Annotated in this window: 12 protein-coding genes and 1 tRNA gene; 12 read left to right on the top strand and 1 reads right to left on the bottom strand. The window is 53.4% G+C overall.

All coding sequences use genetic code 11. The features are described 5' to 3' along the window. Positions 1-35: 35 nt before the first annotated feature. Complete coding sequence (locus MOST_RS07290) at positions 36-1,058, top strand: GerMN domain-containing protein (protein ID WP_054936864.1); 1,023 nt, start codon at positions 36-38, stop codon at positions 1,056-1,058. On the opposite strand, the gene MOST_RS07285 is transcribed toward MOST_RS07290, so the two are convergent. After that, positions 1,055-1,471 carry an Hsp20/alpha crystallin family protein gene (locus tag MOST_RS07285; RefSeq protein ID WP_054936863.1) on the bottom strand — a complete coding sequence of 139 codons (417 nt, stop codon included), beginning with the start codon at positions 1,469-1,471 and terminating at the stop codon, positions 1,055-1,057. The two genes, MOST_RS07290 and MOST_RS07285, sit on opposite strands and share 4 nt — an antisense overlap. Before the next feature lie 194 nt (positions 1,472-1,665). Between MOST_RS07285 and selA the strand changes: the two genes are divergently transcribed. The 11 genes from selA to MOST_RS07235 all read left to right on the top strand — a co-directional run bounded on the left by selA (position 1,666) and on the right by MOST_RS07235 (position 12,334). Further along, positions 1,666-3,063, top strand: a complete 1,398-nt coding sequence (selA, locus tag MOST_RS07280) for an L-seryl-tRNA(Sec) selenium transferase (protein ID WP_054936862.1) — start codon at positions 1,666-1,668, stop codon at positions 3,061-3,063. A 174-nt stretch (positions 3,064-3,237) separates the two neighbouring features. Beyond that, positions 3,238-5,142, top strand: coding sequence for a selenocysteine-specific translation elongation factor (gene selB / locus MOST_RS07275; RefSeq protein WP_054936960.1), 1,905 nt, complete (start codon positions 3,238-3,240; stop codon positions 5,140-5,142). 77 nt (positions 5,143-5,219) lie between these two features. Beyond that, on the top strand, positions 5,220-6,428 hold the full coding sequence (locus MOST_RS07270) for an ABC transporter substrate-binding protein (RefSeq protein WP_054936861.1): 1,209 nt from the start codon (positions 5,220-5,222) through the stop codon (positions 6,426-6,428). A gap of 81 nt (positions 6,429-6,509) precedes the next feature. Beyond that, a complete protein-coding gene (locus tag MOST_RS07265; RefSeq protein WP_054936860.1) occupies positions 6,510-7,403 on the top strand; it encodes a branched-chain amino acid ABC transporter permease in 894 nt (297 codons plus the stop codon). Beyond that, positions 7,404-8,366, top strand: a complete 963-nt coding sequence (locus tag MOST_RS07260; protein ID WP_244267035.1) for a branched-chain amino acid ABC transporter permease — start codon at positions 7,404-7,406, stop codon at positions 8,364-8,366. Then, positions 8,347-9,141, top strand: coding sequence for an ABC transporter ATP-binding protein (locus MOST_RS07255; protein WP_054936859.1), 795 nt, complete (start codon positions 8,347-8,349; stop codon positions 9,139-9,141). The genes MOST_RS07260 and MOST_RS07255 overlap by 20 nt, the downstream gene beginning before the upstream one ends. Continuing rightward, positions 9,116-9,823: an ABC transporter ATP-binding protein gene (locus MOST_RS07250; RefSeq protein ID WP_054936858.1), complete on the top strand. Its 708-nt coding sequence runs from the start codon at positions 9,116-9,118 to the stop codon at positions 9,821-9,823. The genes MOST_RS07255 and MOST_RS07250 overlap by 26 nt, the downstream gene beginning before the upstream one ends. 55 nt (positions 9,824-9,878) lie before the next feature. Then, positions 9,879-9,978: transfer RNA gene (locus MOST_RS17070), tRNA-Sec, on the top strand. 101 nt (positions 9,979-10,079) lie between these two features. Beyond that, a complete protein-coding gene (locus tag MOST_RS07245; protein ID WP_054936857.1) occupies positions 10,080-10,400 on the top strand; it encodes an MTH1187 family thiamine-binding protein in 321 nt (106 codons plus the stop codon). A 517-nt stretch (positions 10,401-10,917) separates the two neighbouring features. Beyond that, entirely contained in the window at positions 10,918-12,054 is a 1,137-nt protein-coding gene (locus MOST_RS07240; RefSeq protein WP_054936856.1) for a YeeE/YedE thiosulfate transporter family protein, read from the top strand. Next, positions 12,041-12,334: a sulfurtransferase TusA family protein gene (locus tag MOST_RS07235; RefSeq protein WP_054936855.1), complete on the top strand. Its 294-nt coding sequence runs from the start codon at positions 12,041-12,043 to the stop codon at positions 12,332-12,334. The genes MOST_RS07240 and MOST_RS07235 overlap by 14 nt, the downstream gene beginning before the upstream one ends. Positions 12,335-12,753 lie beyond the last annotated feature (419 nt).

The raw sequence follows: 12,753 nt of genomic DNA, 5'->3' as shown, positions 1-12,753 counted from the left end.
AAAAATCTCTAAAAACCTGGGAGGGAGTGAAGGATATGAAGGCAGACCACCCGGGAAACTGGCGCTGGGGGTGGTCGCGAGTAGTACTGGTATTATTGCTACTGGTACTGGTTATGCTTAGCGGCGGTTGTTTCAGCAAACCCAAACCTGCTACCCAGGATTTGCCCGGCAAAACTGCCAAAGGGAGACGCCCGTTGTTATATGACAGGGAATTGAGCCAGGTTTTAGTGTATTACCTGACCCAGGATGGAGCTTATCTGGTACCGGTAACGGTTACCTTTAACCCGACCCGCGAAGTAGCTAAAGTAGCGGTGGAAAAACTCCTCGCCGGTCCCCAGGTGGATGGTTTAAAGGGAGTAATGCCGGACGGCGTTAAGCTGAGGGATGTTTATCTTTTAGATAACCAGCAGACTGTATATGTTGATTTAACAAAAGAATTATTGCAGATGAAGGATAATGGGCAGGCAGAAAGGGCTATTAAAGCCATGGTTTTAACTTTGACCAGCCTGGATAATGCCCGCTATGTGCAAGTTTTGGTCGAGGGGCAGGCTGTACCGGAGATTGGCGGGGTAAAACTTGATACACCCCTTGCCCGGCCGGCCACAATTAACAGCCTCTTAAAAAAAGATAACCAGCAAGGTGTCCAGGTCTACTTTAATGACGCCAGCGCCAACTTTCTGGTACCGGTTACAGTGGCGCTGCCGCCCGGAGCCACGGGAAGTGATCTACCCCGGGCGGCTATCCTGGCCTTGCTGGCCGGGCCGCCGCCGGACAGCAGGCTGGTACGGACCATTTGGCCCGGGACCAGGCTCCTGGATCTAAAAATTGAGCACGGCCTGGCCACTGTGAATTTCAGTCGCGAGGTAACAGGCTATGGTGGTGGTAGTGCGGCCGAAACAGCCCTCCTTAATTCCCTCCTCTTTACCTTAACCCAGTTCCCGGAGATAAACAGGGTACAGCTGTTGATTGAGGGGCAAAAACGCGAATATTTACCCGAGGGCTCAGCTATTGACAAACCCCTGTCCCGGCCGGAGCAATTAAATTTTCTTAAACACTAGTGGAGATTAATGGGGATGCGCCGCTGCCGCTGGTTTTCTGCCTTGGGTATGCGGACCTCCAGGATACCGTTTTTATAAGTAGCCGTCGCTTTTTCCGGTTCTACCCTGGCCGGCAGGCTGACGGTCCGGGCAAAGGTACCATAAAAGCGCTCGGCGCGGTGGTAATTCTGTTCCTCTGTTTCTTCGCTGCGGCGAATTTCACCGCGAATGGCAAGGGTATCTTCGGTGGCGGTGATCTCCACATCGTCCTTGGAAGTCAGGCCCGGTAATTCTGCCGTGGCTACCACTTCCCTGTCGGTCTGGTAGATGTCAAAGCGGGGGCCGACTTCCCAGAGGCCGGTCATGAGGTTACGGAACATGGCCTCGCGGATATCGGCCAGTTCGCGCCAGGGGCGCCAGGGACCAATACTCATGGGAAAACCTCCTTTGGCAAGTCTTCTTAAGCTATATTTTCTAACCAGCAGCCGGAGTTTATAACCCGGCGGGGGAAAACTTTACGCGGAACTGGTACCTGTACCGGTTCCACATTTTTTAGCTCATGGTTATAATAACGGTAGTTAGTTTTTGCAAGACCGCAGTTTTCCTATTTTAATTTTTGGAGGCAACCATGGAACAGCCAAAAAACCTTTTGCGGCAACTACCGGCGGTAGACCAGCTACTACGGCACCCCCTGCTCCAGGAATTATCCCAAAAAGATCATAACCTGGTGGTAGCCTGTACGCGTCAGGTCCTGGCTGGCTGGCGGGAGAAAATACTGGCTGCAGGAATTGAGCCGCCGGATCCGGAAGAACTGGCGCGGGAAATAAGCAACAGGTACAAAGTTAGCGGCCGTAGCAGCTTGCGAGCGGTAATTAATGCTACCGGTATTGTTTTACATACCAACCTGGGCCGGGCTATTTTAAGTCAGGCCGCCACGGAAGCAGCCCTGATGGCGGCCCGGCGCTATACCAACCTGGAGTTTGACCTGGCAAGGGGTGAGCGGGGTAGCCGTTATGAACATGTGGCCGGCCTGCTCCAGGAGCTGACCGGTGCCGAAGCAGCCCTGGTGGTTAACAATAACGCTGCTGCCGTCTTCCTAAGCCTGACTGCCCTGGCCGCCGGTAGGGAAACCATTATTTCCCGGGGCCAGCTGGTGGAAATCGGCGGCTCTTTCCGGGTACCTGAGGTTATGGCTCAGAGTGGCACCAGGCTGGTAGAAGTGGGTACTACTAATAAGACTTACCTGCGGGACTACGAGGCTGCCATGGGGCCGGATACAGCCCTGCTCCTTAAAGTTCACCCCAGCAATTATCGCATCCAGGGCTTTACCCATGAGGTGACCACAGCTGAACTGGTTGACCTGGGCCGGCGCCGGCAGGTACCTGTCATGGAAGATCTGGGCAGCGGTTTTCTGGTGGACCTGGAAAGCTACGGTATTACCGGGGAACCAACTGTCCTGGCAGAAATTAAACAGGGGGTAGACCTCTTAACCTTCAGCGGGGATAAACTGCTGGGCGGGCCCCAGGCCGGGATTATCCTCGGCCGACGGGATCTGGTGGCCGCCATTGCCCGCCACCCTTTAACCCGGGCCCTGCGGGTTGATAAAATGACCCTGGCCGCCCTCGAGGCAACCCTGCGGGCTTATCGCAACCCGGACCGGGCCGTCCAGGAGATCCCCACCCTGGCAGCCCTGGTAGCCGGACCGGAGGCCTTACGCCGGCAGGCGGAACAGCTGCAGGGTTTGCTGGCAGGAGTGCTAGGTTTAGGAGCGCAGGTAGGCATAAAAGAGATTACGTCCCAGGCCGGAGGCGGTTCCCTACCGTTAACTGAATTGCCTTCCTGGGGGGTAACCATCAAGCCGGAGCAGATTACGGTAGAAGAGCTGGGCCGGCGCCTGCGCCATACCGATCCCCCGGTAGTGGCGCGGGTCCAGGATGATACCTTAATCCTCGACGTCCGTACCCTCCTGCCTGGTGAGGGCGAAGAGCTGGCCCGGGTCCTGGTAGAGGCTTTAGACCTGAAATAAAGAGAAACAAAGGGCGCAGAACTTTATTTTTGGAGCAATCCTTCCGGGGGTTAATGGGCCTACCAGAGAACCCCCGCTTAAGCCCATGGCTGAGCCGTAAGCCGCTCAGCGAGGGTCAAAGAAGCGAGCGAGAACAAAGCCAGCAAAGTCGTATTTTAGAGGAGCGTATGTTTGGTGGACTATATTATTGTCGGGACTGCCGGTCATGTCGACCACGGCAAGACGGTGCTGGTCAAGGCCTTAACCGGCGTTGATACAGACCGGCTCAAAGAAGAAAAGGAACGCGGCATATCCATTGAGCTGGGCTTTGCTCCCCTGATTTTACCCAGCGGGCGCCAGTTAGGCCTGGTGGATGTACCCGGCCATGAACGCTTTATTCGCCAGATGCTGGCCGGTGTCGGCGGTATGGACCTGGTCATGCTGGTGGTGGCGGCCGACGAAGGCGTGATGCCCCAGACCAGGGAACACCTGGCCATCATTGACCTGCTGCAGATTAAGCAGGGTATCATCGTACTCACAAAAATCGACCTGGTGGATGCCGAGTGGCTGGAACTGGTCCGGGAAGAGGTGCGCCAGGCTGTCCGGGGAACAGTGCTGGCAGATGCCCCTATCATACCTGTGTCTGCCCTGACCGGAGAAGGGATACCCGAGCTCCTGGCCCGGCTGGATGCCCTGGCGGCAACAACTCCGCCCCGGCTGGCAAAAGGCGGGGTAAGGCTCCCCATCGACAGGGTTTTTTCCATTACTGGTTTTGGCACGGTAGTTACCGGCACCCTCTGGTCAGGAACCATCCGGGTAGGAGACGACCTGGAGGTCCAGCCGGAAGGTATAAAGACCAAGGTTCGCAACCTCCAGGTTCATGGTAAGAATGTTAAAGAAGCCCTGGCCGGCCAGCGAGTAGCCGTAAATTTAGCTGGGATAGAAAAGGAAGCCATCAGCCGGGGCAGTTCCCTTCTGACTCCGGGCTTTTTACGGCCTACCTATCGCCTGGATGCCAGTTTTAAGCTTCTGGCAGGCGCCCGTACCCTGGCCAACCGCAGCCGCGTCCGTTTTTACCTGGGCACGGCCGAGGCCCTGGGGAGGATTATCCTTCTTGATCGTGACGAATTAAAGGGCGGGGAAAAGGCCCTGGTCCAGCTGCTCATGGAGGAGGCGGTGGTGGCTACCCGGGCAGACCGTTTTATCTTGCGCAGCTATTCGCCCATGGAAACCATTGGCGGCGGGCTGGTCATTGACCCGGCGCCACCCCGGCACCGCCGTTTTGAGCCATCCGTCCTGGCTTCTTTAAAGAAGCGCCTGGAAGGTTCGCCCCAAGAAATCCTGGCCCAGGTTGTCCGGGAGCACCGGGATGGCCTGGACTGGCAGGAAGCGGCAGCCAGGGCGGCGTTAACGCCGCAAGAAACCAGGAAATTGTTGCAGGATATGGCTGCCGCGGGACAGCTCACCTTGCTTGCTGCCGATAACGACTTGTATGCAGTGAGCAATGAACGCATGGTTGCCTGGTGGCAGGAGGCAGCCCGGGCCCTGGCTGATTTTCACCGCCAGTATCCCCTGCGCCCCGGCCTGGCGAGGGAAGAATTGCGTTCCCGTTATTTCTCCCGCCTGCCGGCGCGGGCCTTCCAGGTCCTGCTGGAACGATGGTCCCAGGAAGGCCGTATTCAGCTGACGGCAAGTAACGTGGCCCTGGCTGATTTTAAGCCTGAGGTTAGCTCCCGGCAAAAAGAACTTTTACAAGCCCTGGAAGAACGTTACCGGTCGGCCCGCTGGCAGCCGCCGGGTTTTAATGAAGTAGCAGCTGCTTACAACCTGGCCCCGGCAGAGATGGAAGAGCTCCTTCATTACCTGACGCGGGAAGGAGTGCTTGTTAAAATCAACGATGAATTTTACTGGCACCGGGAGGCCTTTGAAGAGGCCCTGGCGGTAGTGAAAAAATTAGGCCTCGCTGGCCCCTTCGGCCTGGCTGAAGTAAGGGACGCCCTGGGCAGTTCCCGCAAATATATCCTGCCCTTTTTAGAGTACCTGGACCGGATAAAATTGACCCGCCGCCAGGGGGACAGGCGGGTGGTTATTGCCAATTGACAGCTCTTAAAGGGCAGGTTTATAATAAATGCAAGTGTGCCTGTCAACGGCAAAAAATTCGGAGGAGGTCCTTTAAAGTGGGGAGGATTAAAAAAGTAGCCCTGGTTACCCTGGTTTTGCTCCTGGCGGCAGCTTTAATCGCCGGTTGCGGCCAGAGCAAGTCGGGTAGCGGCAAGCAGGAAACTGCTGCTGGTAGCAACGAGATTAACATTGGCGTCAACTACGAACTGTCCGGCGACGTGGCCACCTACGGTACCAACACCAAGAATGCCATCCTGCTGGCCTTCGAGGAGATCAACAGTAAGGGAGGCGTCCTGGGGGGCAAAAAGATTAACCCCATTGTCCTGGACAACGGCAGCAAGAAGGAAGAGTCCATGAGTGTCGCTGCCAAGCTGGTAACTGAAAATAAGGTAGTTGCCCTCCTTGGGCCAGCCACCACGGGCAATACCCTGGCCGCTGTACCGGTTGCTACCGACAATAAAGTACCTTTACTTACCACTTCGGCAACTAACCCTGATGTTACCGTTGACCCCCAAACCAAAAAGGTTCGCGACTATATCTTCCGCATCTGCTTTACCGATCCACCCCAGGCTATTGTCGGGGCTGAATTTGCGGCGAAAGATTTAGGGGCTAAAAAGGCAGCCATCCTTTATGACAATACCAACGACTACAGCAAGGGGTTGTACCAGGTCTTTAAAGAGGAATTCACCAAAAGAGGCGGTCAGGTGGTAGCCGAAGAAAGCTTTAACCAGGGCGACCAGGATTTCCGCCCGGCCTTGACTCGCTTTAAGAGCGCCGGCGCCGACCTGATCTACGTGCCCGCCTATTATGAACAGGTCGGTAAAATTATCAGCCAGGCCCGGGAACTGGGAATCACCGTACCCATGCTGGGTGCCGACGGCTGGGATTCCCCCAAACTGGCTGAATTTGCCGGCGGGGCGGCCAACTTGAAGGAAACCTATTTCACCAACCATTACTCGGCCAGCGACCCCAACCCCAAGGTCCAGGCCTTTGTCAAGGCGTATAAAGAAAAATACGGTAGCGAGCCTGATGCCTTTGCCGCCCTGGGTTACGACGCCGCATATCTCCTGGCCGATGCCATCAACAGGGCCGGCAAAGCCGATCCGGAAGCCATCAGGCAGGCCCTGGCTGATACCAAGAACTTTGAGGGCGTTACCGGTAAACTGAGTTTTGATGCCAACCACAACCCGGTTAAGGAAATCGCCATTATTGCCCTGGTGGATGGCAAGCAAACCTTAAAGGCTAAAATCAAACCGCAAGAATAAAACCTGGATAAACAAAGCCAATGGGGGGGCGATTACCCCCTCATTGGACTTTATTTTGGCCTGGGACAGGAGTTGGCAACTGTGGCCGGATTTTTCCAGCAGGTAATTAACGGCTTATCCCTAGGTAGTATTTATGCCTTGATCGCCCTGGGCTATACCATGGTTTACGGCATTATTCAACTGATTAATTTTGCCCACGGCGACATTTTGATGGTGGGAGCTTATATTGGCTTTTTTGCAGTGGTCTATTTAAAGCTCAACATCTGGTGGGCCTTTATCATCGCCATGGCCGGCTCAAGCCTCTTCGGTGTCATTATTGAACGGGTGGCCTATAAGCCGCTCCGCAACGCCCCCCGCCTGGCGGCCCTAATCACGGCCATTGGCATGTCCCTGTTACTGGAAAACGGGGGCCTGATGGTCCTGGGGACCGATCTTCGCTCCTATCCCGGTGGCTTAATCACCAATAGGCAGCTACCCCTATCAATCCTGGGCATGCAGCTAACGGCCACTACCCTCCAGCTGTTGATTCTGGCCATTACTGTGGTGATGATGGTTGTCCTGCAGTATATTGTCCATTATACGAGGACCGGTAAAGCCATGCGGGCCGTTTCTCATGACCCGGATGCTGCCAGGCTCATGGGCATCAACGTTGATAATACCATTTCTGTCACCTTTGCCCTGGGTTCGGCCTTTGCCGCTGTGGCCGGTATTCTCCTGGGTCTCTATTACAATACCATCCAGCCATTAATGGGCATTATGCCGGGTTTAAAGGCCTTTGTGGCGGCTGTTATCGGGGGCATTGGCCTGATCCCCGGCGCCATGCTGGGGGGCTTTGCCTTAGGGGTCTTTGAAACCATGGTCAGCGGTTACTGGAGCAGTAAAATGAGGGACCCTATCGTCTTTATCCTTTTGATTTTAATCCTGCTGCTCAAGCCAGCCGGTCTACTGGGCAAGAACAACACAGAGAAGGTGTAGGTGACCGAGGTGTGGTTTAGCAAGAAAAATTTTCTTACCCTGGCCGGTGCGCTACTGGTGTACTTCCTCTTCTTTAGCCTTCAGTCCCTGGGTATGATCAGCAAGTTCCAGGAAATTAACTTGATGATGCTGGGGATCAACATCATCCTGGCGGTAAGCTTAAACCTCATCGTCGGCTTCACCGGCCAGCTGGCCCTGGGGCATGCCGGCTTTATGGCCGTCGGTGCCTATGTGGCTGCCATCCTAACCATGAAGCTGCACCAGCCTTTTTTGCTGGCCATTATAGCCGGAGCCCTGGCGGCGGCTATAGCGGGGATAATTATAGGCCTGCCAACTTTACGCCTGAAGGGCGATTACCTGGCCATCGCCACCCTTGGCTTTGGTGAAATTATCAAGGGGGTGGCCAATAATATCAACTACATTGGCGGCGCCGCCGGGATGATTGGTATCCCGCGCCTGACCAGCTGGACCTGGCTCTACCTGATGATGGTCCTGACCATCCTGGTTATAGTCAATTTTCTTAATTCTACCCACGGCCGGGCCTGTGTGGCCATCCGGGAAAATGAGATTGCCGCCGAAACCATGGGTATCAATACCACTTACTATAAAGTCCTGGCCTTTGCCATAGGCGCCTTTTTTGCCGGGATTGCCGGTGCCCTCTATGCCCATTATTTTTATCTAATCCAGCCGACCACTTTTACCTTTTTCCGCTCCTTTGACATCCTGGTCATGGTAGTCTTTGGCGGCCTGGGAAGCATCACCGGATCCATCATTGCCGCGGCGGCCATTACCCTTATTAATGCCGCCCTCCAGGACCTGGCCGTTTTAAGGATGGTTATCTACGCCGTACTATTGATTGTCATTATGGTTTTCCGCCCCCAGGGTTTAATGGGCAACAAGGAATTTACCCTGGACCGCTGGGTGCCGAAACGAGGTGAAGCCAGTGGCTCTGCTGGAAACTAGGGATTTGACAATTTCCTTTGGCGGCCTGATGGCGGTAGCCAATGTGGACCTGTGTTTACAGCAGGGAGAACTGGTAGGCCTTATTGGTCCCAACGGTGCGGGGAAAACGACGATTTTTAACCTGTTGACCGGTGTCTACCGTCCCACCAGGGGTGAGATTATTTTTAACGGCCAGAGCCTGGTGGGCCTGAAGCCCTACCAGATTACCCAGCGGGGGATTGCCAGGACCTTTCAGAATATCCGCCTCTTTGGCGATCTGAGTGTCCTGGATAATGTCCGCATTGCCTACCACTGGCACAGCCGTTACGGCATACTCAACGCCATTTTACGCCTGCCCTCCTTTCACCAGGGCGAGGCGGCGATACTGGCACGGAGTCAAGAACTGCTGCGGATATTTAAGCTGGAAACATACCAGCATGAAAAAGCCAAAAATTTGCCTTACGGCGAACAGCGCCGGCTGGAGATTGCCCGTGCCCTGGCGGCCCGACCTAAACTCCTCTTGCTGGACGAGCCGGCAGCCGGGATGAACCCCCAGGAAACAAAGGAATTAATGGCCTTGATTAACTGGGTAAGGCAGGAGTTTGACCTGACGATTTTATTAATCGAGCACGACATGTCCCTGGTAATGGGCATTTGCGAGCGCATTTATGTCCTGGATTACGGCCAGGTTATTGCCGAGGGACCACCCCAGGCCATTCGCAACAACGAAAGGGTTATAGAGGCTTACCTGGGGCGGGAGGTGAACGGTGTTGCTCCTCAAGGTAGAAAATCTTAATGTCTATTACGGCGCCATCCATGCCCTGAAGGGTATTTCCCTGGAGGTAAATGAAGGCGAAATTGTAACCCTTATCGGGGCCAACGGGGCCGGTAAAAGTACTACCTTGAAAACCATTTCTGGTCTTTTACGGCCCCAGAGCGGCACCATCACCTACCAGGGGCAGAACATTAACGGCTTGCCAGCCCAGGCCATAGTAAAGATGGGCATTTCCCAGGTACCGGAAGGCCGGCGGATTTTCCCCAATCTCACGGTGCGCGAAAACCTGGAGCTGGGTGCCTACCTGCGCCGGGACCGGGAAGGAATAAATAAAAGTATGCAGGAGGTTTTCCGGCGCTTTCCGCGCCTCAAGGAACGCCAGAAACAGATGGCCGGTACCTTAAGCGGCGGCGAACAGCAGATGCTGGCCATCGGCCGGGCGCTGATGTCCAGGCCAAAGCTCATGCTGCTGGACGAGCCGTCCATGGGCCTGGCACCTATCCTGGTGCAGGAAATTTTTAATATCATCAGGGAGATCAACGAACAGGGGACGACGATTTTACTGGTAGAGCAAAACGCCAACATGGCCTTGAGCGTGGCCCACCGCGGTTATGTCTTAGAGACGGGACGGATTACCCTGGCAGGCAGAGCCGCCGATCTGGCCAACAGCGAAGCCGTCAAAAAGGCCTACCTGGGCGGGTAATCTGCAGGCCGGGCCGTTGTCTTGACTTGGCCTGCGGGCGGTCGTATAATGGCATGGGAGTGGATCGGGCCTGGTGGCCTGCCTGGACTTCAAATCCAGCCGGCGCGTGGGTGAGCCCCGGGCGCGGTGGGTTCGATTCCCACACACTCCCGCCAGAAGTATAGTGCTGACCAGGGTCGTACCATTCGAGAGAATGGAACGACCTTTTATGTGTTGTGCCAGGTTTTGCTCAAAAGCAGGAAAGGAGGTTCAAGCCATGGCTGTCCTGGAAGTAGTGATTGCCCCTCTGGGAACAGGGAGCACCAGCATCAGCCAGTATGTGGCCGATGCCCACAGGGTACTCCAGGAAACACCGGGAATCAAGTACCAATTAACACCTATGGGTACCATTATCGAAGGGGAACTGGAAGTATTATTTCCCCTGCTGCAGCGACTGCATGAGATACCTTTTGAAAAGGGCGCCCGGCGGTCTATGACTATTATCCGCATTGACGACAGGCGCGATAAGGTATTGACCATGGAAGGAAAAGTTAAATCGGTAGAGGAAAAACTGGAAACCATAAAGCAGCTACGATGAACTTAAACCCCACCGGGTGGGCGAAAAATGCGAGGAACCCCCCGATGGGGTTTTATATTGTTGCTAACCTGTGTGCATTAAGCAGATTTATCCCAGTATCCCCCCTTCTGGGCAGCATGTTTTGTTACCTGAGGGACCTTACTTCAGCATTAAGTGAATTGTACTATTGGCCTGTCTTATAAAATGTGGTAAATGACATTCTAGCCAGGCAAAAAACTTTAGCCGGTGAAATTAAACATTGAGCGCAAATAACGACTCAAACTTTCACGTACTAATGTATCTATAGCAACCAGTTTTTGTTGCCACGGTCGGTCCGCATAACAAAATCACTGACGTTGGACAGCGACATTACAAAATGGAATACAAAATATAGCAGGATTTTATCAAATAACAACAAAGTATATAACGCAGGTACAATATCACAACTGGTGGAGGGAAAAGTTTCTTGGAAAGAAGAGCAATTACCCGGCCTATGGGTAGACAGGTGTACATGAGGGATTCTTTAAAGGAGGTCTGGTTGCGGTTATTTACTGAACCCTGGCCTTTAGGAGTAGGAGCCCTTGCCCTGTCCCTTACCAATTTTTTTATGTTTATGTATGCCGCCCGCACACTGGGTACCTTTCCTACAATGGCCATGTGGGGAAGCTGGATTTACAATTTGCTAGGGCTCAAGACTGAAAGCCCATTTGCCCCGTTAAACCCTATTTACCGAGACATGCCCAGTTTGCTTAATATAGGCATTATCCTCGGCACGCTGGGTACGGCCCTATTAGCCCGTGAATTTAAAATCCGGAAAGAAGACTGGCAGGGTTACCTTTTGGGAGCTGTTGGTGGCATCTTGATGGGTTTCGGCACCGTCCTGTTGCCGTCATGTAATTTAGGTGGATTTTGGGTGGCTACCATGACTTTTTCATTACGCGGGCCACTGGCTGCTATAGGTCTTCTGTTGGGCGCTTTTGCAGGAGGTAAAATTCTACAGTACCAGATGCGTAAAGCCCTGCAAAATGTGGATTTTACCAGAGCGTTTACGGGGAAACCTACTATATCGCAAACAGCTTCCCGGCAACCAATGCGAGGGCTTATGGTGTTTGGTTTTATATTCGCCGTTTTTCTAGTTTATTATTTCCTGGGAATGCCTAAGCACGGAGGCCTCTTTTTGTTTGGTGTACTTGTTGGAGTGATCATTCAGCGCTCGCGCCTGTGTTTTACTGCTGCTTTTCGGGAAATCTTGATCAGCCGTGACGGGAAGGTCATGAAGTGGGTTTTGTTGAGCATGGTTGTTGGCGCCCTGGGCTTTGCCCTTCATAGAGGGCAGGGCTTCAACGCCGGACCGGTAGGGTGGCATAACATTGTAGGGGGCTTCCTCTTTGGAATGGGGATGGTTCTCGCAGGTGGTTGTGGTCTGGGGATCTTGGTACGCAGCGGTGAAGGTTATACACGTTCCTGGGTGGCAATTTTAAGTGGTATGTTAACTTCTGGAGCCTGGGTACACATTTATGGCCAGAAGGTCGGCCAGGGCTGGTTGTACGGGAAGCCGGTATTTTTGCCTGATATCATCGGCTGGGGCGGGGCGTTGGCTTTTGTCTATGCCTTCTTACTGGTATTTTATTTGTTTATCCTCTGGGTGGAGGCAGGAAAGTATGAAAGAGCTTAAGCCAGTAAAAATCGATAATAATCATTACCAAGTTGATATGCGAGGATGGATGTGCCCGTATCCGAAATATGCGGTAGAATTTCTTTTGGAAAAACTACCGCCAGGAAGCCTTATGGACCTTATAGTAGACTGTCCCGCTGCAACAAACGATGTACCTGAGCTGGTTAAAAGCAAGGGCTATGCTGTTTGGGAAGTCACTTCTATAAATAATGGGGAGTGGCAGATTAGAATAAAAATGAGCACTGAGGAGGAAACTGCCGGAAGAGGGCAACAAGATTGACAAATCGGTAATGTTTGGTACCGTTGCCTCTTCGTGGTCCAAATAATCGAGGTCTTGGGCAATCCAGGTACCTTCACTGGTTTCTGGCTCGAGGTGGACTGGCTGCGGCAGGACCTCCCCCCTTCTGCTATTACCTGTTTTCAAGGAATGGGTATAGTATAGAGTGAAAAGTGAAAATTGACCACGACATAAAAAGAAAAGACGGGATTCCATTGGCTTTATGCTATTTTCTTTACAAAGGGCCTCTTACCGTTTATAATGATAAACATGGTGGAGTCTCACACCTATTTTTGAGCATTCCTGTAATGATGTAAGGTAGGTGTTGCCAATAAAAAAGCCTCCTGGTAAAAAAATAATAGACCAAAACAAACAAACCAACCAGGAGGCGAGAAACCGAATGAATGAGGTGCAAAAGAAAT

Source organism: Neomoorella stamsii (assembly GCF_002995805.1).
GTDB classification, from domain to species: Bacteria; Bacillota; DSM-521; order Neomoorellales; family Neomoorellaceae; genus Neomoorella; species Neomoorella stamsii.
Note: the sequence above shows the minus strand (reverse complement) of the source record. Positions and strands in the feature narration are given on the sequence as shown.

Bases quoted from the DNA above. Each gene is read 5' to 3' on its own strand.
- MOST_RS07285 (WP_054936863.1), bottom strand. From the start codon at position 1,471: ATGAGTATTGGTCCCTGGCGCCCCTGGCGCGAACTGGCCGATATCCGC.
- MOST_RS07235 (WP_054936855.1), top strand. From the start codon at position 12,041: ATGAAAGAGCTTAAGCCAGTAAAAATCGATAATAATCATTACCAAGTT.
- MOST_RS07290 (WP_054936864.1), top strand. From the start codon at position 36: ATGAAGGCAGACCACCCGGGAAACTGGCGCTGGGGGTGGTCGCGAGTA.
- MOST_RS07245 (WP_054936857.1), top strand. From the start codon at position 10,080: ATGGCTGTCCTGGAAGTAGTGATTGCCCCTCTGGGAACAGGGAGCACC.
- selA (WP_054936862.1), top strand. From the start codon at position 1,666: ATGGAACAGCCAAAAAACCTTTTGCGGCAACTACCGGCGGTAGACCAG.